The organism is Flavobacterium sp. PL11 (assembly GCF_035985025.1).
Taxonomy (GTDB): domain Bacteria; phylum Bacteroidota; class Bacteroidia; order Flavobacteriales; family Flavobacteriaceae; genus Flavobacterium.
This window is the reverse complement of the sequence record NZ_JAXCIA010000001.1, coordinates 35493-59423: the sequence shown is the minus strand read 5'-3', so window position 1 is coordinate 59423 and position 23931 is coordinate 35493. Positions and strand designations below refer to the sequence as shown.

Sequence of the window (23931 nt, the reverse complement as noted above, 5' to 3'; positions counted from 1 at the left end):
ATTTAAAGTAAATAACAGATGACAAGTTTGTTGGTAATTATAGTTTTAGTTTTATTAGCTGTTGCTTTATGGCAATTGACTAAAATATTCGACCTTACTCAAGTAGGAGCAAATCCTGATAGATCAGAGATAGCTACTGATGATGATAATAATGTGCAAGGTTATTTAATGTTTGGATTCCTAGCCTTTTTATATATCTTTTCAATCTACGGATTGTTTAAGTGGGGACCTTTAGTATTGCATACTCCGGCTTCTGAACATGGTTTTGAAGTGGATCGTTTAATGAACATCACGTGGCTACTTATATTTATAGTACAAGCTATTACCCAAGTTCTACTTCACTATTTTGCTTTCAAATACAGAGGAAATAAAGATAGAAAAGCATTATTTTTTGCAGATAATAATAAGCTAGAGCTTATATGGAGTGGTATTCCAGCGGTAGTTTTAGCGGGTTTAATTCTATATGGTTTATATGCATGGACAAATATTATGTTTGTTGATGAAGATGAAGACACCATAATTATTGAAGTTTATGCTCAACAATTTAACTGGAAAATTAGATATGCTGGCGAAGACAATGTTCTAGGTAAAGCTAATGTAAGATTAATTGAAGGCGTGAATAGTCTTGGTGTTGATATGGCCGATCCATACTCTCAGGATGATATTGTGGTAACGACAGAGTTGCATATTCCAAAAGGAAAGAAAGTACAGTTTAAAATGAGATCTCAAGATGTATTACACTCGGCTTATTTCCCTCATTTTCGTGCACAAATGAATGTTGTACCAGGAATGATAACTCAGTTTGCATTTACGCCGGTTTTAACCACTGCAGAATATAGAGAGCTTCCTTATATGATTGAGAAAGTAGCTCACATTAATGATTTAAGAGCTAAGAAAAGTGTTGGTCTTATTGCAAAAGGAGAAACTGCTCTTGACCCTTATGCCTTCGATTATTTATTGCTTTGTAATAAAATTTGTGGGGCTTCACATTACAACATGCAAATGAAGGTTATTGTCGATACTCCTGAAGATTACAAGAAGTGGTTAAGTGAGCAGGCATTATTAGTTAATCAAGTAAAAGATGCTAATGCAGCTCCTGCGGCGGTTGATGGTGATGTAAAGGCAGATTCTACTAATACCACTGATACAGCAACTGTTGCTAAAATGGCAATGAAATAATAATAGTAAGAAAATTTAAAGTAAAGATATATGTCAGCAGAAGGTCACGATCACGCAATGGATCACGAGCACGAACACCACCATAAACAAACTTTTATAACTAAATATATATTTAGTACAGATCATAAAATGATTGCCAAGCAATACTTGATTACAGGTATATTTATGGGGGTAATCGGTATATTGATGTCATTACTCTTTAGGATGCAATTAGCATGGCCTGAAGAATCATTTAAAATATTTAATGTATTACTTGGTGACAAATTTGCTCCAAATGGAGTTATGGCTAACGATATTTATTTAGCTCTTGTCACGATACACGGAACCATTATGGTTTTCTTTGTGTTAACTGCCGGATTAAGTGGAACTTTTAGTAATTTACTTATTCCACTTCAAATTGGTGCAAGGGATATGGCCTCTGGTTTTATGAATATGGTCTCTTACTGGCTGTTTTTTATATCAGCAGTTATTATGTTAAGTTCATTATTTGTAGAGGCAGGGCCTGCTTCATCAGGTTGGACAATATATCCGCCATTAAGCGCATTACCGCAGGCAATCCCTGGTTCAGGAACGGGTATGACATTATGGTTAATTTCTATGGCGATATTTATAGCATCTTCGTTAATGGGATCTTTGAATTATATTGTTACAGTAATAAATTTAAGAACTAAAGGTATGTCTATGACTAGACTACCGTTAACAATCTGGACATTTTTCGTAACTGCTATTATTGGAGTTGTTTCGTTTCCAGTGTTGTTATCAGCAGCTTTGTTATTAATATTTGATAGAAGTTTTGGCACATCATTTTTCTTATCTGATATTTATATCGCTGGAGAGGTTTTACATTATCAAGGTGGATCACCTGTACTATTTGAACACTTGTTTTGGTTTTTAGGTCACCCCGAAGTTTATATCGTAATTCTTCCTGCAATGGGAATAGTATCTGAGGTTTTAGCTACTAGTGCTCGTAAGCCCATATTTGGATATAGAGCAATGATTATTTCAACGTTAGCCATTGCATTTTTATCTACGATTGTTTGGGGTCACCACATGTTTGTTTCAGGAATGAATCCATTTTTAGGTTCTGTATTTACCTTTACCACTCTTTTGATTGCAATTCCATCGGCAGTAAAAGCTTTCAACTGGATTACTACTTTATGGAAAGGAAATCTACAGTTTAATCCTGCTATGTTATTCTCCATAGGGATGGTTTCTACCTTTATTACAGGCGGATTGACAGGAATAATTCTTGGAGATAGTACATTAGATATAAATGTTCATGATACTTATTTTGTAGTTGCTCACTTTCACTTAGTAATGGGTATATCGGCGTTATACGGAATGTTTGCTGGTGTTTACCATTGGTTTCCGAGGTTATATGGAAGAATGATGAACAAAAACATGGGTTATATCCACTTTTGGGTAACTGCAGTTTGTTCTTATGGAGTATTTTTCCCAATGCATTTTATAGGATTAGCTGGTTTGCCACGACGTTATTATACTAACACGAACTTTCCATTATTTGATGATTTACAAAATGTGAATGTATTGATTACAATGTTTGCATTGATAGGAGGTGCTTTCCAACTAATATTCTTGTATAACTTTTTCGTAAGTATTTTTTACGGTAAAAGATCAGTGCAAAATCCTTGGAAGTCCAATACATTAGAGTGGACAGCTCCTGTAGAACATATTCATGGAAACTGGCCTGGAGCTCTTCCTGAAGTTTATAGGTGGCCTTATGATTATAGCAACCCTCATCATGATGTTGATTTTGTACCACAAAACGTACCAATGAAGCCAGGTGAAGAAGTATTACATCATTAGTGCATTGATAAAATTTTTAAAATGCCTTTCAATTCTGAAAGGCATTTTTTTTTACATGTAACTTTACTTTATCTTTGTCTTATGAACGAAAATTTAGACCCTACTTCAAACGGTTTTAACACTGAGGAATTTGATCTTGAAAAAAAATTAAGACCGCTTTCATTTGATGATTTTGCAGGTCAAGATCAAGTATTAGAGAATTTAAAAATATTTGTTCAAGCTGCTAACCAAAGAAATGAGGCCCTTGATCACACCTTATTTCATGGCCCGCCAGGACTTGGTAAAACAACTTTGGCAAATATCCTTGCTAATGAATTACAAGTAGGAATAAAAATTACTTCAGGACCTGTCTTAGACAAGCCGGGAGATTTAGCTGGCTTACTTACCAATCTTGAAGAAAGAGATGTTTTGTTTATTGATGAAATACATCGTTTAAGTCCTATAGTGGAGGAATATTTATATTCAGCTATGGAGGATTTTAAGATTGACATTATGATTGAATCTGGTCCTAATGCTCGAACTGTTCAAATTAATCTGAATCCCTTCACTTTGATTGGAGCAACCACAAGATCTGGACTGCTGACCGCTCCTATGAGAGCACGTTTTGGAATTGCCTCTCGATTGCAATATTATACCACTGAATTATTAACCACAATTGTAGAAAGAAGTGCTGCTATTTTTAAAATGCCAATTTCAATGCAAGCTGCTATAGAAATTGCTGGTAGAAGTAGGGGAACACCTCGTATTGCAAATGCATTATTAAGAAGAGTACGAGATTTTGCTCAAATAAAAGGGAATGGTACAATTGACATAGAGATAGCAAGATATGCATTAAAAGCATTAAATGTGGATGCGCATGGCCTTGATGAGATGGATAATAAAATATTAAATACCATTATAGATAAATTTAAGGGTGGACCAGTTGGTTTATCAACCCTTGCTACAGCAGTTTCAGAAAGTAGTGAAACTATTGAAGAAGTTTATGAACCATTTTTAATTCAAGAAGGCTTTATTATGCGAACTCCTAGAGGTAGGGAAGTTACTGAAAAGGCTTATAAACATTTAGGAAAGGCAAATACCAACATTCAAGGAGGATTATTTTAAAATTATAATCTTTTTATTAGAAAAGATTTGTATCAAAAAATTTCTCGATTTTAATAGCTTGTTCGTGCTAAAACCTTAAATTATAATAGACTATTATTTCTAAACAGACATATACGGATTTTATTAAATCTGAGGCTAAGCGTCTTGGATTTTTATCGTGTGGAATATCGAAAGCAGGTTTTTTAGAGCAAGAAGCACCAAGACTTGAAAATTGGTTAAAAAACAATCAAAACGGCGAAATGAAATATATGGAAAATCATTTTGATAAACGATTAAATCCTACATTACTGGTAGATGATGCTAAGAGTGTTGTTTCGCTGCTATTAAATTACTACCCAGATCAATCGCAAAATGCTGATTCTTATAAAATATCTAAATATGCTTATGGTGAAGATTATCATTTTGTAATTAAGGATAAATTAAAAGAGTTTTTATTTTCAATCCAAGCACAGATAGGTGAAGTTTATGGCAGGGCATTTGTAGATTCGGCGCCAGTTTTAGATAAAGCATGGGCTGCAAAGGGAGGTTTGGGATGGATAGGAAAAAATAGTAATTTATTAACTCAAAAAGTAGGTTCGTTTTATTTTATCGCTGAACTTATAATTGATCTTGAATTAGAATATGATCATGCTGTTACAGATCACTGTGGAACTTGCACAGCCTGCATTGATTCGTGTCCTACACAAGCCATTGTTGCCCCTTATGTTGTAGATGGAAGTAAATGTATTTCCTATTTTACAATAGAGCTGAAAGAAAATATTCCTATCGAGATGAAAGGACGGTTTGATGATTGGGCTTTTGGTTGCGATGTTTGCCAGGACGTTTGCCCTTGGAATAAGTTTTCAAAACCGCATTCTGAGCCTTTATTTAATGCTAATGCAGAGATTTTATCAATGTCAAAAAAGGATTGGATCGATATAACTGAAGAAACGTTTAAAGCTGTTTTTAAAAACTCGCCACTAAAACGAGCTAAATTTCAGGGTTTAAAAAGAAACATTGACTTTTTAAAATAGTTTCATCACTTAAATTACTATCTTCATCGTCGAATCTCTAATAATCACACTTGTTTCTAGTTCTATCGTTCGTGGTTTAAAAGTTTTTCCCTCTTTATGACAGTTTATTTCTTCCAGTAACAAATTAAATGATTCAATTCCCATTTCTCGACTTGGTTGATCAACTGTACTCAATTTTGGTGTGAGTACTTGAGACATAAACCAATTACTAAATCCAATAACTGCTATTTGAGCTGGGATTTTTATATTTTTTTCATTAAGATAGGCTAAAACGCCTACGGCTACTAAATCAGTAATCGCAAAAATACCATCAATGTCGTTATGGTCGTTAATAATTTGCTCAGCAAAGGTTTTCCCTTCCTCGAAACTTACATTTTCGCATGTGTAAACTAATGATGAATCAAAAGAAATATTATTTTTTTCAAGTGCTTTTTTATAACCAATAAAGCGATCGACTGAATTTTGTGGATTTGCTGGTCCTCTAATGTGGGCTATTTTTTTACACCCCATATCAATAAGGTGTTGAACGGCATTGAAGGCTGCTTTCTGGTCATTGATAATAACCTTAGAACAATTTGACAATTTCGCAATCTTGTCAAACATCACGAACGGAATATTTCGTGAACAAATTTCTTTGATATGATCGTCATGGTTCGACTCATTGGAGAGGGACATAATAATTCCATCAACCCTTTTATTAATAAGCAATTCTACTTGCTTTTTCTCTAGTACTAAACTTTCATTAGATTGCAAAATTATTACTAGATATCCATTTTTTTCTGCTTCATCAATTATAGCGTTTACTACATTTGAAAAAAAGTGATGAACTAATTCTGGAACGATCAACCCAATTGTTTTTGACTCTTTAGTTCTCAAGTTTACTGCAAAACTATTGGGTGTATACTGAAGTTCGTGCGCAAGCTTTTTCACAGCTGCCTTTGTTTGCGCGCTTACATCAGGATAGTTCTTTAATGCTTTAGAGACTGTCGTGATTGAAATCCCTAATTTAGATGCAATTTCTTTAAGAGTAATGTCTTTCATAAATGAATTTTACGCAATTAATTGTTGAACTTTTTTGGATTATTAATTGACTATGAGTACTGTAAATTAAGTATTTCATTACAGGTATGGCAAGATATTCATTTTAATTTATTTATAATTGTTATTTTTCAAATCCTTGTATATTGAAGAATGATTATCACTAATTTGACCTTAAACACACGAATATTTAATTTTTTCATGTTGATTCTCTTTCAATAATGTGGGTTTCTATTTCAATTGATTTAAAAACGATGGGTGCGTTGTGTCTTTTTAATTTTATTTCATCAAATAAAATTATCGCAGATTGTTTGCCAATTTCAAATCCAGGTTGATTTATAGTTGAAAGTTTTGGAGTAACAATGCTTGACATAAACCAATTGCTAAATCCTAAGACGGCAATTTGGTTAGGTATAGAAATTCCAGTTTCATTGAAATACTTAATAATTCCAAAGGCTACTAAATCCGTTATGGCAAAAATTGCATCTATTTCAGGATGTTCAGCAATTACTTTTTTGGCGTTCTCATAGCCATCTTGAAAATCGGCATTATGATCACATAAGTAAACTAAGGATGAATCGTATTGAATGTTATTGTCCTCCAGCGCTTTTTTATATCCTAAAAATCGATCAATAGAATTCTGAGGCGTATAGGAACCTCGAAAGTGGGCAATTTTTTTGTAACCTTTATTTATCAGATAGCATACCGCATCGTAAGCCGCCTTTCGGTCATTAATACTCACTTTAGAACAATTAACTAATTTAGCAATCTTGTCAAAAAGCACTAATGGCGTCCCATGTGAAATTATAGTATTTAAATGTTTAAAATCGTCCGTTTCATTAGAAAGAGACATTAATATTCCGTCCACTCTTTTATTTAATAATAATTCAATTTGCTTTTTTTCGAATGCTAATTTTTCATTTGACTGTAAAATTATAACTAGATAATCTCTTTTCTCTGCTTCTGCAAGTACTCCTTTTATTACAATTGAGAAAAAGTCGTGCACAAGCGTTGGAATTATTAATCCGATGGTTTTAGATTCTTTTGTTCTTAAATTTACTGCAAAACTGTTAGGAGTATAATTCAATTGCTTAGCTAGATTTATAACTGCTTTTTTTGTAAGAGGGCTTACGTCAGCATATCCTTTTAAGGCCTTTGAAACGGTAGTTATTGAAATTCCTAACTGAGAAGCAATTTCTTTAAGAGTTGGATTATTCATATTATTCTCTAATCAATAAAAGCAAAATTTAGAAATATCTCAAAAACGAATTTACAATATATTGACAATACTTAACATATTTATAGTTGATTAAATAATTTCTAAATTAAAAACTATTGTGTACAATTTATTTTATTACTAATGTAAATAATTTTATTAAAATCATAAATGCTCGAAAACGTTTTCGAGTTATAATACTAGTGATATAGATGTGCAATAAGTTTTTTACAGATTATATTATTTATGTTTGAATTTAATAAATTAAATAATTCAGTTATGATATCAACTTATAAATATTTATTTTTCTTTCTCTTAATAGGCCCTCTAGTTTTTAGTCAAGCCAAATCAGACGAATGGCATTTATTAGCCACTTCAAGAGAAAATTATTATGGAGTATCTATGGCAAATGGCCAAATAGGAATTGTTACAGATGATACGCCGCTAAAAACCAAAGAAATTATTTTGAACGGTGTTTATGATGGAAGCCCTGAAAATGGTATTAGTAGAATTGTGCGCGGGATAGAATTTTTAAATCTGCGTTTGACTATTAATAACCAGGACATTAAATCGGATAATATTAGTAATTGGTCTCAAGTTGTCTCAATGAAAGAGGGAACAAGCACCACTTCATTTTCATTTAAAGATTTAGCGACTATTAATTACACAATTTTAGCTAACAGAGCGATACCATTTTCAGCAATGGCAATAGTTGAAATCACTCCGTCTAAAGATATAGAGATCAGTGCTAATAATTACATGACAGTTCCTGACGAATTGAAAGAGGCTAAAAGTCAGTTTCGTGTTCTAAAAGATAACCAATATTTGATGCCAGTTTTTGGTACTGTCGCTAAAACTCTAACGGGTAAGTATACAGTTGCCGCGTCCACTACATTTCTTTTTGATGGAGACAGTGAAGCTTTAAAGCAAACTAATAATGAAGTTGGTTTTACAAAAAAATTGAAAAAGGGAAAAAAATATCGTTTTGCTATAGCTGGAGGAATTTGTACTTCTAAGGATGTTACTGATCCTTTAAATGAATCTGAAAGACAACCCATTTATGCTTTACAAGAGGGAATTGATAAACTTTTAAATAGACATAAACAAGCTTGGGCAGAGTTATGGAACTCTGGAGATATCCAAATTGAAGGTGATCTTGATGCACAGCAACGCGTGCGTTTTGCGTTATATAATTTATATTCCTTTATTCGACCAGACACCAGACAAAGTATTGCACCGATGGGATTGTCGTCACAAGGGTATAACGGTCACATATTTTGGGATACTGAACTGTGGATGTATCCAACACTTTTGGCCATGCAACCTGAGATGGCAAAATCATGTTTAGATTATCGTTCAGATCGTTTACAAAAAGCAAAACAAAAAGCTTTTATTTATGGCTACAAAGGAGCTATGTATCCTTGGGAATCTGATGATACAGGTGAGGAAGCTACACCAACCTGGGCATTAACAGGTATTTATGAACAGCATATTACGGCTGATGTTTCGATCGCATTCTGGAATTATTATGCATACACACAAGATAAGGCTTGGTTAAAGAAAGAATGGGCAGTGCTCAAAGAAACAGCTGATTTTTGGGTAAGTCGTGTTGTTGAAAATCCGGATGGCAGTTTCTCAATCTTAAATGTTGTAGGCGCAGATGAGTACGCTCAACACGTGGATGATAATGCTTTTACAAATGCATCTGTAATTGAATCTTTAAAAAACACTATAAAAGCCGCCAAAATATTAAATGAGCCAATTAATCCAAACTGGATTACCATAAGTAACAAATTGTTAATTCATACTAAAAATGGTATAACTCAAAATTATAAAGGATACGAGGGACAAATGATAAAACAGGCAGATGTGAATTTGTTAGCTTATCCATTGAATGTGATCACCGATAAAGCACAAATTGAAAGAGATCTTGAATACTATGCCGAAAAAATTGATAAAAAAGATGGTCCCGCAATGGCATCTGGAGTTTTATCTGTTTTATATGCCCGTTTAGGCAATAGAGAGAAAGCTTATGATTATTTTGTAAAATCGTACTTGCCTAATAGTCGTCCTCCATTTGGAGTATTTTCAGAATCAGCAAATAGTAATAATCCATATTTTGCAACTGGTGCAGGCGCCATGTTACAAGCAGTTATCTATGGTTTTGGTGGTGTTGAATTAACAGATACAGGATTAAAATATAATAAAGGATTACTTCCAAAACAATGGAAATCTTTAAAAATTATCGGAATTGGAGTTGACAATAAAACAATAACCATAAAATAGACATTCAATTAAATTCAATTAATTATTTGAAGCTTTTATAATTAAGCTGCTGTATTCATTTATAGATGGTTTTCCATATAAATGGAAACATATAAAAAGCAATTGTTAATAGCTTAATTATTCAATAAGGTAACTTTAGCTATAATATAATTTATCAAAAAGGGAAAAGGTTTTAGTCAAATAATCTTAGGTCGTAAGTGTACATTAAAATCTCAAAGGAAGATTAAATGTATGCTTACGGCTTTTTGTATTTTATAACATACTCAATGTTAAGGCTGTTTACGAATTGAATTTCAGAACTTTTGAAATCTATTGTCCTAATAAATATATCATTACCCATAATCTTGTAACTATTTATTGCATTTTGAATAATTTGAATTAAAAAAAATCTCTTAATTGGTTTTGAATAAATTAATGTTGGAACTTAAATCTAGTATTATAATAAATTTAATTGCCTTTATTTATAGGTAATGAAATTTAAATACTAATTTTTTAAAGTATTAATAGTAAAATCGAAAACGTTTTCGATACTATAAAATCGTTATAGTAATAGAAATGCTAAATTTATCTTAATTTAATAGCTATGTTTGATCTTAGAATTAACAAACCATTTTAAAAAAAATATTAACTAACTTATTTATTACGTATGAAAAATAATCTAATAAAATACTTGGCAGCAGTCCTAGTGATGCTCTGTACAAGTGTGGCATACTCGCAAGATGTGTCCGGTACAGTATCTGACGGGAGTGGGCCACTTCCTGGTGCATCTATTCTAGTTAAAGGAACAAATATTGGAGCACAAACTGATTTGGATGGAAAATATACAATCAAAAATGTAGGTCAAAATGCTATTTTGATATTTAGTTATATTGGTCTAAAAACACAAGAAGTAAATGTAGCGGGTAGAAGCAATGTAAATATTACATTAGTGGAAGATTCTGCTGAACTAAAAGAAGTTGTAGTTATTGGATATGGTACTGTTAGAAAAAAGGATGCAACTGGAGCGGTTGACATTATCTCAGCCAAAAAGTTTGATAATGTAGCAGCTGTTAATCCAGGTTCTTTATTACAAGGAAAAGTTGCTGGTGTTCAAATCACATCATCAAGTGGTGAACCAGGTGCAGGTGTTTCAGTAAGAGTACGCGGAAATGGTACGCTTCGTTCTGGAAATGGACCACTGATTGTTGTTGATGGTGTGCCATTAGGTGGTGGTGATGTGTCATCAGGAAATGGTGATATAGGACTTGGAACATCTTCTGCAAAAGATCCATTGAGTTTCATCAATCCTAATGATATTGAAAGTATGTCAATATTAAAGGATGCTTCTTCTACAGCTATATATGGTGCAAGAGGTGCAAATGGTGTAATTATTATCACTACTAAAAAAGGTAAATCTGGACTACCTGAATTATCCTATTCAACATCCTATCAAATTTCGAATTTTTCATCTAAGTTTGATGTATTAAGTCCTGAAAGATTTGCAGAATTATCGCCAGCTAATAATAAAAATGGATCTTTTAAATGGAAAGATGCAATTTTACAGCAAGGCTCAACAATTAATCATGATTTAGCTTATTCTAGTTCTACTGAAAGATCAAATACTAGAGTTTCCTTAGGCTTAAATAACACGGATGGTATCGTGCGAAATACTGGACTGGATAAATATACTGCATCATTATTTAATTCAAATGATTTTTTTAACGATAAAGTTAAGGTAGAAACACGTTTATCATATTCTAATATCAAAGATCAACGAGGATTAATAACCAATAATGGTGGGTTTATTGGTAACTTAATTAGTTCCTCATTATATTGGAACCCAACATTAAATGTGTACAACAACGATGGTTCTTATTTCTTTAATGGAGATTCTTATCTAAATCCTGTTCAACTATTAAATTCATATTCTAATAAAGGTGATTTGAGTAAATTTTTGGGAAGTTTAACTACTACTGTAAAACTAACTAATGATTTGAAATATCAATTATTAGTAGGTATTGAAACTTCTAATTCACTAACTACTACTGAATTACTACCTACAATGATTATCCAAAATGTGGCTGTTGCTACAAATCCGGCAGATCAGAAACAATATAGAGGAATGGCCACTATTAGTTCAGATCAAAGGACAAATAAAACTATTGAGCATAACTTAACTTACAATAAAGATATTACAGCGGACATCAATATTAATGCTATAGTTGGTTATTCTTTTTATGATTATATGTCAAATGGTAACTTTACGTTAGGTAAAGGATATGCACCTTCTCAAACCAATTTAATAGATAATATCGAGGGAGGTATTCCCACAGAATTTAGAGCTAATTCATACAAAGGACAAACACAATTACAATCTGTTTTTGGACGAGCTTCTCTTGCATTTTATAATAGATTAAATGTAGACTTAACAGTAAGACGTGATGGATCGTCAAAAGCTGGTGATGGTAAAAAGTATGGTAACTTTCCTTCTTTAGGTTTAGGATATAAAATTTTTAGTGGAAATGAAGGACTCGTTAATGATTTCAAAATAAGACTTAATGTTGGTAAAACAGGTAACACTGAATTTCCGAGAAATTCATCTGTTGGTGTAATTCAGTATAATGGACCAGATTCATTTAATATTGTAAATAATGCCAATCCAAATTTAACATGGGAAACCTCTACATCTTATGGATTAGGAACTGATTTTACACTGATAAACAATAAATTATCGGGATCTTTAGATTATTTTATAAAAGACACTGAAAATCTTATCGTGGGTGTACCTTCAACTTCAGGACAACCATCTCCACAAGGGATTAAATTTAAAAATTTAGATGGAAATTTAATAAATAAAGGAGTAGATTTCGGTTTGAATTTAAATGCGATTAACAGTGAAGATTTAACTTGGGATATTTCAGCAAATATGGCTTTTTTGAGTAATGAAGTTAAAAACTTAGGTTCAACTAATGTTTTTGAAGCAGGAAATGTTGATGGTCAAGGTCTTTCTGGAGCATTCATCCAAACAATTAAAGACGGTTCACCATTATACGCTTATGAATTAAATCAGTTTAAAGGATACAATACAGCTGGAGAATCTGAATTTATTAATCCAGATGGTTCCATAGTTAATTCGCAAAACGCTAAAAAAGTTCTTACTGACAAAACGCCATTACCTAAAACAACTGTTGGTTTTTCTACAAGTGTATCTTATAAACAAATAGATATTTCAACTTCATTATATGGTTCATTTGGTCATTACATATATAACAATACGGATAATGCTACGTTTTTCAAAAGTGCTTTCGGTGGTAAAAATTCTACTGAAACCGCTGCAACTTCAGCACAATCTGCAGCTGACATAAACGGTCCTTCTACTAAATATTTAGAAAAAGGTGATTTCTTAAGATTAAACAATTTAACAGTAGGATATACTTTTAAGCAAGGAGCTACTTTAGAGCGTTTTTATATAAAATCAGCTCGTTTTTATGTTAATGGTTCTAATTTATTCGTAATTACTAAATACTCGGGATTTGATCCTGAAGTAGATAGTGATAAATCAAGAAATGGAATTCCCTCTGCAGGAATTGATTATTATTCATATCCTAAAGCTAGAACATTTGCTTTAGGTCTTAATGTAACATTTTAACAATTAAAAAAATGAAAAAAAATAATTTTATAAAATACCTGCTTTTTACTGGAGTAGTAGTTTTTGGTGTAAGTTGCACCGATCTAGACGAACGAATTATCGACGGTACTGACATTGCTAAAGCCGATCCAGATGCTATATTAACATCAGCATACAATGGATTGAGAGCATTTCAAGCACAGGATAAAATGTTTGCTTTGAACGAAGTTTCAACTGATATTATGATGGTGCCTACCCGAGGTGGGGATTGGGATGATAACGGGGAATGGAGATTAGATCATTCTCACAACTGGACACCAACAAGTAGAGAAGGAAGCCAATCTTGGGACGCAATGTTGACTAGCGTTTATAACTGTGATTTAGCTTTGGCTATTACGGGGATTTCTCCACAAAAGAAAGCGCAGGCTTTGTTTTTAAAAGCATTTTATTACTATAATGTAATTGATTTTTATGGACAAGTGCCATACCGAGAAGCGGGTAGTTCTCCAGATGATTTTCCTAAAGTTTGGGATTCACCTACAGCTACAGCAGCTATTATTGCAATGTTAAATGAAGCCTTGCCTAATTTAGCTGAAAAAGGTTCGGATCCTGCAGTGGCTAATAAAGATGCAGCACGTTTCTTATTAGCAAAAATTTATATGAATAAAGCTGTATTTGATTCTCCAACTCATACTGGTTTTAATGCAAATAATGTTGCCAATATGAATGAAGCAATTAAATATATTGATCAAATAACTGCTGCAGGAAAAACTACTCTTGCTTCGGATTATTGGGACAATTTTAAACCTACAAACCATACATCACCAGAAGTGATCTTTACTTCAAAGAATATTAATGGAGTGGCAATGGGGCCAGTTAATACAAGGTGGTTTATGGGAGCTCATTATAATCAAACACCAGGCGGATGGAATGGATTTTCAATATTAGGAGAATTTTACGATACATTTAATCCAAATGATCGTAGAATTAAGAATGATGATGCTGGTATTATCTCTACTTTTGGAAACCCATTGGGCATGCAAATTGGTCAACAATATGCTCCTGGCGGAACAACTAAATTAAAGGTTAGAGAGCAAGCTGGAGGAGGAGATTTGATTTTTGATAAAGATTTACCTGCTTCTCAAATTATTTCGGTAAGTAAGTTAGAAACAGCTGGAGTTCGTCCTCAAAAATATATTCCAGATGCTTCTAATATTGATAAACCTGAAAATGATTACGTTTTATTTAGATACGCTGATGCATTATTAATGAAGGCAGAGGCGCTAGCTCGAGGTGGTGCTGCAACTGGTGTAAGTCCCACATCAGCAACGGCTGTAGCAACATTATTAAGTGGTCGTTCAGGAATTACTACCGTTACAGACTTAAGTACGCTGGCTGGAATTTTTAAAGCTAGAGGAAATGAGTTATGGTTAGAAGGATGGAGAAGAAACGATATGATTCGTTTTGGTAATTATACAACGGCAAGAAGAACGATGTCTAATACCGATGCATACCGTGTATTAATGCCTATTCCTGCACCTGCACTAATAAATCCAAATATTAAACAAAATCCAGGTTACTAAAAATATATTTATAATTTAATATTTTTGAGTTAGTCATAAAGAGGGTATTTACTACCCTCTTTATTGTATAATTAATTTAAAGTTTTCTAAAAAATATTAAATAAATTACACATTCAAATCTATCTACTTATTTACCTAAAATGCCACTTGATTCTATGACAAAACATTTTGTGCTACTAGCATTTATCTTCTTTTTCTTTTCAGGTTGTTCTAAAGAAAATGCAGCAAATAAAGACACCTTATTTTCCAAATTAGAGTCTTCAGAAACGGGGATTAATTTCTTGAATGAAGTGAAAGATAACGCAGATATGAATATAATTAAATACCGCTTTTTTTATAATGGCGGCGGTGTAGCTATTGGGGACATAAACAATGATGGACTTGCTGATGTTTATTTAACTTCAAATCTGGGGAAAAATAAATTGTATTTAAATAAAGGAAATTTCAAATTCGAAGATATTTCAAAAAAAGCAGGTATTGAAGGCACTAAAATTTGGTCTGCTGGAGTAGTAATGGTCGATATTAATGCGGATGGATTACTTGATATTTATGTGTGTAATGCTGGTAATAACAAAGGAGACAAACAAAAAAATGAGCTGTTTATCAATAATGGCAATAGTACTTTTACCGAGAGAGCAGAAGAATACAATCTTGATGATGACGGCGTCACTATTCATGCGGCATTTTTTGATTATGATAAAGATGGCGATTTAGATGTATACCTCTTAAATAATAGTTTTATCCCCGTGAGTAGTCTTAATTATTCTAACAAACGGGAGTTACGGGAAAAAGATTGGCCAATTGCTGACGATCTAAAAGTTGGTGGTGATAAACTATTTCGAAATGATAATGGAAATTTTGTTGATGTTAGCGAACAAGCAGGAATTTATGGCAGTCTCATAGGCTTTGGTCTTGGCGTTACGGTAGGCGACGTAAACGGAGATTTATATCCAGATATTTATATTTCTAATGATTTTTATGAAAGAGATTATTTATACATAAATAATAAAAACGGAACCTTTACTGAGAAAATTGAGGGATGGACATCGCATATCAGTCAATCTTCTATGGGAGCTGATATGGCGGATATAAACAATGATGGAAAGCCTGATATTTTTGTAACGGATATGTTACCAGAACCCGATGAACGATTAAAACTGACTACAAATTTTGAAAGCTATGATTTATTTATGCGAAAAATAAATATGGATTTCTATTATCAGTACATGCAAAGCACCTTACAAATTAATAATGGTGAAGATAAATTTATTGAAATAGCAAATTATGCGGGCGTATCAAAAACGGATTGGAGTTGGGGCGCATTACTTTTTGATATGGATAATGATGGATACAAAGACATTTATGTGAGTAATGGTATTTATAACGATTTAACTAATCAAGACTTTGTTGATTTTTTTGCAAACCAATTTCTACAAAAAATGGTTGCTACTGGTGTAAAAGAGGATGTTCAGAAAATTATAAGTAAAATGCCCACCACACCAATTGTTAATTATGCTTTTAAGAATAATAAAAACTTAACTTTTACTAATGAAGCTGTAAAATGGGGTTTCGATACACCAAGCTTCTCAAATGGCGCCGCGTATGCCGATTTAGATAATGATGGTGATTTAGATTTAATTGTCAACAATGTTAATATGGAATCATTTGTATATCGCAATAATGCTGAAAAAAATAAAAATAATCACTTTGTTAAAGTAAAACTAAAAGGAGATAAAAAAAACACTTTTGGCGTAGGAAGTGTAGTTCAGTTGTTTTCAGGTAAAGAAATTTTACGTCAAGAATTGATCCCTTCAAGAGGGTTTCAATCTTCGATTGATTACATAATGACTTTTGGAATTGGAACAAAAAAAATAGATTCCCTGCAAGTAATTTGGCCAAATGGGAAATATCAAATTATAAATAAGGTAGTTAGCAATTCGACGTTTAATTTAAATATTTTAGATGCTAAAAAAGATTATGTTCTAAAAAACAAAACTGTTAAGCCACTTTTTGTAGAAAAAAAATCACCATTTTTAGCACACAAAGAAAATGAATATAGTGATTTTGATTATGAGGGATTAATTTCTAAAATGCTTTCTAAAGAAGGACCATCACTTGCAGTTGCTGATGTTAATGGTGATGGAAATGAGGATATCTATGTTGGCGGAGCTAGAGGACAGTCTGCAAAAATATACTTGAACAAAGGAAATGGAAATTATATTATTACAAATCAAAAAGATCTAGAGATGGATTCGCTTTTTGAAGATACAGCAGCGGCTTTTTTTGATGCTGATCAGGATGGTGACATTGATTTACTGGTGGGTTCAGGTGGAAATGAAAAAGAGGATCAAAAAAATTATATAAACCGACTTTATTTAAATAATGGAAAAGGTGTTTTTGTAAAAAGTAAAACAAGTATTCCAACGACAAATAATAATGTAGCGGTAATTGCGGCAAATGATTTTGATAATGATGGCGATATTGATGTGTTTATAGGAAGCCGAAGCGTTCCAGGCGTTTATGGAATAGATCCAGAACATTTATTATTAGAGAATGATGGTAAAGGAAATTTTATAAATGTATTGGATAAGAAAGCTTTTAAAATTAATGCTGTAGGAATGATAACTGATGCAATATGGGAAGATATTGACAATGATTCCAAAAAAGATTTAATTCTAGTAGGAGATTGGACAACACCCATGATCTTTAAAAACAATGGAAGACGATTGGTTGAATATAAATCCAATCTAAGTAATTATTCTGGTTTTTGGAACGCTGTGGCTTGTGTAGATTTAAATAATGATGGAAAAAAAGATTTAGTTTTTGGAAATCAAGGAACAAATATGCCTTACAAAGCAACTAAAGGAAATCCTCTGAAATTGTTTATTAATGATTTTGATAATAACGGAACTATAGAACAAATAGCAACGCGAACTATAGACGGCAAAGATTTACCCATTAATTTAAAGCAAGAACTAGGTAAACAAATCCCGTCAATTAAAAAGAAAAATTTAAGTTATACAGACTATGCCAGGAAGACGTTTCAGGAATTATTTGCTAAAGATGTCATTGACAATTCCATACAAAAAACGGTAAATACTCAAGAAAGTGTTGTGGCTATTAATAAAGGAAATGGAAAGTTTGAGATTACGGCGCTCCCAAAAGAAGTTCAATTTTCATGTGTTAATACAATTAGTACAATGGATATAAATAATGATGGCATTTTAGATTTAATATTGGGCGGAAACCAGTATTCATTCAAACCACAATTTACGAGACTTGATGCTAATTATGGCAGTGTACTTTTAGGGAGTAAAAAGGGAAATTTTTCATGGATGCCCAATAATAAATCAGGTTTTTATATTAACGGTGAGGTAAAAAAAATTAGGGTGATCAAAGACAAGAATAAAACGGTGTCAATACTAGCGGTAATTAATAATAATGTTCCTAAAATATTCAGACGCAATGAATAATTTTTTTATAATAGGATTAGTTTCATTACTTGTTATAAGTTGTTCCAAAAAAGAAGAACTCCTTTTTCAAAAATTATCATCGGATGAAAGTAATATTACATTTAATAATCAATTAGTAGAATCTAAAAACATATCTATTTTAGATTATCTCTATTATTATAATGGAGGCGGAGTAGCGCTTGGAGATATAAATAATGATGGTTTAGTTGATATTTATTTTACATCGAATCAGGGAGAAAATAAATTATACCTAAATGAAGGAAAAAATAAATTTAAGGATATTTCTAAAGAAGCTGGTGTTAAAGGTTCAAGTGATTGGAATTCTGGAGTGGTGATGGCTGATGTAAATGGAGATGGATACTTAGATATTTATGTTTGTGCTGTTGTAGGCATCAATGGTTTTGAAGGCAAAAATGAGCTTTTTATAAATAATAAAAATAAAACATTCACTGAAAGTGCAGCAGAATATGGATTAGATCTAGATAATTATAGTTCGTCAGCCGCTTTTTTTGATTATGATTTAGACGGTGATTTAGATATGTATTTGCTAAATCATGCAGTGCATTCAGAATCTTCTTTTGGGAATGCAAATAGCAGGAGCAAAAGAAGTTATGAATCGGGGGATAAATTATTTCGGAATGATAATGGGAAATTTGTAGATGTAAGCGAGCAAGCAGGAATTTTTGGCGGTGCAAATGGGTATGGATTGGGACTGGCTGTTGCCGATTTTAATTTAGACGGTTATCCAGATATTTACGTTGGAAATGATTTTCATGAAGATGACTATTATTATTTAAACAATGGAGATGGAACTTTTACAGAAAGTTTAAAACAATATTTTGGGCATACTTCAAGATTTTCCATGGGTGTTGATGTAGCTGATGTAAATCACGACGGCTTTCCAGATATTTTGAGTTTAGATATGCTTCCTGAAGACGAAAAAGTGTTAAAATCTTCACTGGGAGATGATAATGTGCAAATGTTGAAAATGAGAACTGAGAAATTGGGCTATCATTATCAATATACAAGAAACATGTTGCAAATAAATCAAGCAGGCAATCACTTTACAGAAACGGCATTGTTAAGTGGAATTGCAGCTACAGATTGGAGCTGGAGTACATTATTTGCCGATTATGACCAAGATGGTGAGCAAGATATTTTTATCAGTAATGGAATTCTCAAGCGTCCAAATGACTTAGATTATGTAAAATACTATTCTAATGATAAAATTAAAACTAAAATCAGCACTACAAAGTTGTTAGATAAAGAAGCTTTGAGAAAAATGCCCAGTGGTAATGTAAATAATTATATTTTTCAAGGAGGTGCTGATCTACAATTTAAAAATCGAACCACGGACTGGATTGAAAATGACACTATAATTTCAAATGGTAGCGGATATGCTGATATAGATAATGATGGAGATCTAGATGTAATTACTAATAATACAAATGCAGTAGCATCGCTTTACATTAATAAGACAGATGCGACATCAAATTTTTTAAAAATCAAATTACAATTTAAAGGCAAAAACAGCTTTGGAATAGGTGCAAAAGTAATTTCTTATTCTAACGGGAAAAAGCAGTTTAAAGAATTACAAACTACAAGAGGATTTCAATCGTCATCAGAGCCAATGATTCATTTTGGGTACGGAAAAATAAAACAGATTGATTCCTTAGTAGTAATATGGCCAGACAAGACTTATCAATCATTAAAAAATGTTAAAACTAATAAAACGCTAACAATTAGCGCAAACACGAAGCGACGCGTTTTTGATTATTCGACCTTGCATCCTACTATTTTACCTGTTTTTAGCAAAGTGAAAGAAAATCTAGGAATCGACTTTACCCATAAAGAAAATGATTTTGTAGATTTTAATGCTCAAAAATTAATTCCATATCAACGTTCTGACCGAGGTCCAGCAACTGCCATTGGCGACTTAAATGGTGATGGGAAGGAGGATATCTTCTTTGGAGGTTCACAAGGAAAACAAGCGGTTATTTATTTTCAAAATGGAAATGGATTTTCTAAAAAAGTATTTAGTACAATCGTTTCAGATTCTATTTATGAAGATGCATCAGCAGTAATAAATGATTTTAATGGAGACAAGGAAAATGATATAATGGTGGCCTCAGGAAGCGGACAATATGCAGCTGACTTAATTCATAGATTTTATTTGGGAAAGACCTTAAACAAAAGTATTTTCCCAGATACACAAGCGATGAATGCTTCTGTAATCAAAGCTTTTGATTATGATAAAGACGGCGATTTAGATTTATTTATTGGAAATAACTCTAAATACAATAGTTTTGGGCGTATGCCTAATTGCTATTTATTGAATAATAACAAAGGGGTGTTTTCGATTGTTCAAAATAAAACATTTGAAAAAATAGGAATGCTTACCGATGCTGTTTTTACTGATTTTAATAATGATGGAACAATTGATATAATTGCTGTAGGTGAGTGGATGAAGCCGACTTTTTTTGCTAATAAAAATGGAAAGTTTACTAATGTTACTACAACTGTATATCCAGAAAAAAATAATGGATTGTGGCAATCGTTAATTGCATTTGATATAGATCAGGATGGTGATTTAGATTATTTAGTAGGCAACTGGGGATTGAATTCCAAATTCAAAGCGACTCAAAATTTCCCAATGAAGATGTACTATGATGACTTTGATGCTAATGGTACTTTTGAAACCATCGTAGCTATAGAAAAGAATGGTAAATATTACACTACGGCGGGTTTAGATGAATTGGCAGAGCAGTTTAGCGGCATGCTTAAAAAGAAATTTAATAGTTATAAATCATTTGCTGGAAAAACTCTCGAGGAAATTTTTGATAGTAAAATGTTAGAGAATGCTAAGTTGTATGAAGTGCATAATCTAAAATCGGGTTACTTAAGGAACGATAGTGGAAAATTTACTTTTGTAGCTTTTTCTAATAAAATGCAAGTAGCACCGATAACTAGTTTTGTTAAATCTAATTTTGATGCAGATGATAAAGAAGAAGTGTTTGCCGCTGGAAATTACTTTGGAGTTGCGCCTTATCACAGTAGATTTGATGGATTCTCTGGAGCATTGATTAAAACAAATAAAACTATTTATTTAGGGTCTCAAATAGGAATTGATCTTACTCAAAAAGCGGTAAGACATCTTAATATCATTACTGTTAATAATAAGAAATATTTGTTAGTGACAATCAATAATAAGAAAGCAGAGCTATATGAAATGCCTTCAATTAAACAATGATTTCATTATAATCAAAAAAATAATTAGAAAGATGAATGCTAAGATTTTTCTTATAGGAATAATTATGATGTTATTCACTTCTTGTAAAAAAGAGGCTCCAATAAAGATCACAGCAGATGATTTTTGCGCAGCTGTTGATACCGTTACTTGGATTATGGTTCATGATATTTTTTCGCCTCCGGTAGCAAGTAGGGTATATGTTTACCCAAATATTGCAGCGTATGAAATTATTGCTCAAAACAGTAAGGAATATGAAAGCTTACAAGGGCAACTAAACGATTTGACACCTATCCCAAAATTAGATCCTAAAAGTGGCGTAAATCAAAGACTGGCTGCGATTATAGCTCATCTAGAAATCAGTAAGCAATTGCTGTTTTCAGAGGATATGATTGAGAAATACCGCGATAGTTTATATATTAAATGGGAGGATGAAAATAAAAGCGAATTTTTGATGTCAAAAGACTATGCGTTTAAAGTAGTAGATCATATTAATAAATGGATGGATAAAGATAGGTATAAACAATCGAGAACATTTGCTAAATATTCGGTTTACTCTGATCGTCAGGATCGCTGGCAACCAACTCCTCCATCCTATATGGATGCAGTGGAACCAAACTGGAAAGTAATAAGACCGCTAGTTATGGATTCATCTTCCCAATTTAAACCTGTAGCACCTTATCCTTTTTCTACCGATAAAAATTCATCATTTTATAAAGAAGCAAAAGAAGTATATGATCTTGGAAATAGTATCACTCAAGAATTACTCGCAATGGAAAATGCAAAAAGCGATAAAATTCCGGAGAAATCTGCCATTGCAAGCTTTTGGGACTGTAATCCTTATGCTACAGTGATTCAGGGACACATGATGTTTGCAAAAAAGAAAAATACGCCTGATGCGCATTGGATCAATATTGCAAAAATTGCATGTAAAATGACTAAAACTGATTTTGAGACAACGGTTTATATAAATACATTAACATCTATTGGAATATTTGAAAGTTTTATTAGTTGCTGGGATGAGAAATTTAGAAGCAATGTCGTGCGTCCTGAAACCTATATTAATAAATTTATAGATGAGGGATGGATGCCTCAATTGCAAACACCTCCTTTTCCAGAATATTCCAGCGGGCATTCAGTCGTTTCGACCTGTTCAGCGGTTATTTTGACTTCGATTTTTGGAGATAATTTTGCTTATATTGATGACTCTGAAATTCCTTTTGGTTTACCTGAGCGAAGTTTTACCTCGTTTAATCAAGCTGCTTCCGAAGCATCAATTAGCAGGTTATATGGCGGTATTCATTATAGAGCCGCTATTGTAAATGGTATCGATCAAGGAAGAAATATAGGCAATTATGTGGTAAGCAAGTTGAAAATGAAAAAAAAGAATGAGCAAAAAAAATAAAATTATACTTGTAGTAATTAGTGTTTGTAGTCTGTTTTTAGTTTGGTATTTACTTATTAAAAAAGAAGATTATTGTATTTCGTTTACAGTAAAAACAGCTACCGGTACTGTCTTTCAAGGATTGCAAGAGTGGAAAAGTGTTGAAACTTTAACTAGTAATGAAAAATATACCATTCTTGAAAAAAGAAATTTTGATTTTATAAAATATGAGTTATCAGGTAAAAATATTAAAATGGACTATTCTTGGAAGATTTCCTCCATTAATGATTCCATTACAAAAGTAGAAGTAGGTATAAAAGATTATAATAATAGCATCTATAATAGAATATCGGTTCCTTTTTTTGACACTCCATTCAAACTGGAACAAATAAAAAAAATCAGTGATTTTAAAGAAGGTTTAATAGAACATTTAAAAAATTTTACTCTAAGTGTTGATGGAGAAGGTACTTCTGAAGAAGTATTTGTTGCTTATATCAGTTTAAAAAGCGTTATGCAGCAGAAAGCGCAAAGTATGATCGCCAATAATGCTGACATAACTGGATTTTTAATAAGTAATGGAATTAAAATCATTGGTAAACCTTATGTGCAAATTACAAAATGGGATTTAGACAAAGAAACAATCGATTTTGATTACTGCTTTCCAGTTGATAAAAATGTAAAAATCGTTCAAAATAAGTTCGTTAAGTTTAAGAAACTTCCAGCTATTAAGGGATTGACAGCGACTTATTATGGTAATTATAGAACTTCAGATAGAGCTTGGTTTGCACTTATTGATTATGCAAATAATCACGGATATAAATTGAATAAAATGCCTAGAGAAAATTTTTTAGCTAATCCATTTAATGGTGGAGACGAAATGGAATGGGAGACGAAGATAATTATACCGTATGCGATTAAATAACAATATATAGCGAGAATTTATTATATCGAAAACGTTTTCGTCTTTATCGAAA

The 23931-nt window shown here is 32.3% G+C and carries 13 protein-coding genes; 11 read left to right on the top strand and 2 right to left on the bottom strand.

Going from position 1 to position 23931, the window contains the following annotated elements; all coding sequences use genetic code 11:
• Nucleotides 1-18 precede the first annotated feature (18 nt).
• The 4 genes from RCH18_RS00210 to queG all read left to right on the top strand — a co-directional run bounded on the left by RCH18_RS00210 (nucleotide 19) and on the right by queG (nucleotide 5123).
• Entirely contained in the window at nucleotides 19-1179 is a 1161-nt protein-coding gene (locus RCH18_RS00210; protein ID WP_326934741.1) for a cytochrome c oxidase subunit II, read from the top strand.
• A 30-nt stretch (nucleotides 1180-1209) separates the two neighbouring features.
• Nucleotides 1210-3006 carry a cytochrome c oxidase subunit I gene (locus tag RCH18_RS00205; protein ID WP_326934740.1) on the top strand — a complete coding sequence of 599 codons (1797 nt, stop codon included), beginning with the start codon at nucleotides 1210-1212 and terminating at the stop codon, nucleotides 3004-3006.
• Nucleotides 3007-3087: 81 nt separating this feature from the next.
• Nucleotides 3088-4110 (top strand): Holliday junction branch migration DNA helicase RuvB, encoded by a 1023-nt coding sequence (ruvB, locus tag RCH18_RS00200; protein ID WP_326934739.1) that lies wholly within the window; start codon nucleotides 3088-3090, stop codon nucleotides 4108-4110.
• A gap of 92 nt (nucleotides 4111-4202) precedes the next feature.
• A complete protein-coding gene (gene queG / locus RCH18_RS00195; RefSeq protein WP_326935006.1) occupies nucleotides 4203-5123 on the top strand; it encodes a tRNA epoxyqueuosine(34) reductase QueG in 921 nt (306 codons plus the stop codon).
• Between the two features lie 9 nt (nucleotides 5124-5132).
• On the opposite strand, the gene RCH18_RS00190 is transcribed toward queG, so the two are convergent.
• A complete protein-coding gene (locus RCH18_RS00190; RefSeq protein ID WP_326934738.1) occupies nucleotides 5133-6164 on the bottom strand; it encodes a LacI family DNA-binding transcriptional regulator in 1032 nt (343 codons plus the stop codon).
• Nucleotides 6165-6360: 196 nt separating this feature from the next.
• Nucleotides 6361-7380: a LacI family DNA-binding transcriptional regulator gene (locus RCH18_RS00185; protein ID WP_326934737.1), complete on the bottom strand. Its 1020-nt coding sequence runs from the start codon at nucleotides 7378-7380 to the stop codon at nucleotides 6361-6363.
• Between the two features lie 276 nt (nucleotides 7381-7656).
• Here RCH18_RS00185 and RCH18_RS00180 point away from each other — a divergent pair, with 276 nt between their 5' ends.
• The 7 genes from RCH18_RS00180 (at nucleotide 7657) to RCH18_RS00150 (ending at nucleotide 23879) form a co-directional block, all read left to right on the top strand.
• Entirely contained in the window at nucleotides 7657-9663 is a 2007-nt protein-coding gene (locus RCH18_RS00180) for a glycosyl hydrolase family 95 catalytic domain-containing protein (protein ID WP_326934736.1), read from the top strand.
• A 646-nt stretch (nucleotides 9664-10309) separates the two neighbouring features.
• Nucleotides 10310-13291, top strand: coding sequence for a SusC/RagA family TonB-linked outer membrane protein (locus RCH18_RS00175; RefSeq protein ID WP_326934735.1), 2982 nt, complete (start codon nucleotides 10310-10312; stop codon nucleotides 13289-13291).
• 11 nt (nucleotides 13292-13302) lie between these two features.
• Nucleotides 13303-14853 carry a RagB/SusD family nutrient uptake outer membrane protein gene (locus RCH18_RS00170; RefSeq protein ID WP_326934734.1) on the top strand — a complete coding sequence of 517 codons (1551 nt, stop codon included), beginning with the start codon at nucleotides 13303-13305 and terminating at the stop codon, nucleotides 14851-14853.
• A 155-nt stretch (nucleotides 14854-15008) separates the two neighbouring features.
• A complete protein-coding gene (locus RCH18_RS00165) occupies nucleotides 15009-18326 on the top strand; it encodes a VCBS repeat-containing protein (RefSeq protein ID WP_326934733.1) in 3318 nt (1105 codons plus the stop codon).
• Nucleotides 18319-21576, top strand: a complete 3258-nt coding sequence (locus tag RCH18_RS00160; protein WP_326934732.1) for a VCBS repeat-containing protein — start codon at nucleotides 18319-18321, stop codon at nucleotides 21574-21576. The genes RCH18_RS00165 and RCH18_RS00160 overlap by 8 nt, the downstream gene beginning before the upstream one ends.
• Before the next feature lie 31 nt (nucleotides 21577-21607).
• Nucleotides 21608-22978, top strand: a complete 1371-nt coding sequence (locus tag RCH18_RS00155; RefSeq protein ID WP_326934731.1) for a vanadium-dependent haloperoxidase — start codon at nucleotides 21608-21610, stop codon at nucleotides 22976-22978.
• Entirely contained in the window at nucleotides 22962-23879 is a 918-nt protein-coding gene (locus tag RCH18_RS00150; protein WP_326934730.1) for a GyrI-like domain-containing protein, read from the top strand. The genes RCH18_RS00155 and RCH18_RS00150 overlap by 17 nt, the downstream gene beginning before the upstream one ends.
• The last annotated feature ends 52 nt before the right edge of the window (nucleotides 23880-23931 follow it).

Excerpts from the sequence above, each read along its gene's own strand:
- RCH18_RS00170 (WP_326934734.1), top strand. The coding sequence starts at position 13,303 with ATGAAAAAAAATAATTTTATAAAATACCTGCTTTTTACTGGAGTAGTA.
- RCH18_RS00190 (WP_326934738.1), bottom strand. The coding sequence starts at position 6,164 with ATGAAAGACATTACTCTTAAAGAAATTGCATCTAAATTAGGGATTTCA.
- RCH18_RS00205 (WP_326934740.1), top strand. The coding sequence starts at position 1,210 with ATGTCAGCAGAAGGTCACGATCACGCAATGGATCACGAGCACGAACAC.
- RCH18_RS00150 (WP_326934730.1), top strand. The coding sequence starts at position 22,962 with ATGAGCAAAAAAAATAAAATTATACTTGTAGTAATTAGTGTTTGTAGT.
- RCH18_RS00185 (WP_326934737.1), bottom strand. The coding sequence starts at position 7,380 with ATGAATAATCCAACTCTTAAAGAAATTGCTTCTCAGTTAGGAATTTCA.
- RCH18_RS00175 (WP_326934735.1), top strand. The coding sequence starts at position 10,310 with ATGAAAAATAATCTAATAAAATACTTGGCAGCAGTCCTAGTGATGCTC.
- RCH18_RS00165 (WP_326934733.1), top strand. The coding sequence starts at position 15,009 with ATGACAAAACATTTTGTGCTACTAGCATTTATCTTCTTTTTCTTTTCA.
- RCH18_RS00210 (WP_326934741.1), top strand. The coding sequence starts at position 19 with ATGACAAGTTTGTTGGTAATTATAGTTTTAGTTTTATTAGCTGTTGCT.
- RCH18_RS00160 (WP_326934732.1), top strand. The coding sequence starts at position 18,319 with ATGAATAATTTTTTTATAATAGGATTAGTTTCATTACTTGTTATAAGT.
- ruvB (WP_326934739.1), top strand. The coding sequence starts at position 3,088 with ATGAACGAAAATTTAGACCCTACTTCAAACGGTTTTAACACTGAGGAA.
- RCH18_RS00180 (WP_326934736.1), top strand. The coding sequence starts at position 7,657 with ATGATATCAACTTATAAATATTTATTTTTCTTTCTCTTAATAGGCCCT.
- RCH18_RS00155 (WP_326934731.1), top strand. The coding sequence starts at position 21,608 with ATGAATGCTAAGATTTTTCTTATAGGAATAATTATGATGTTATTCACT.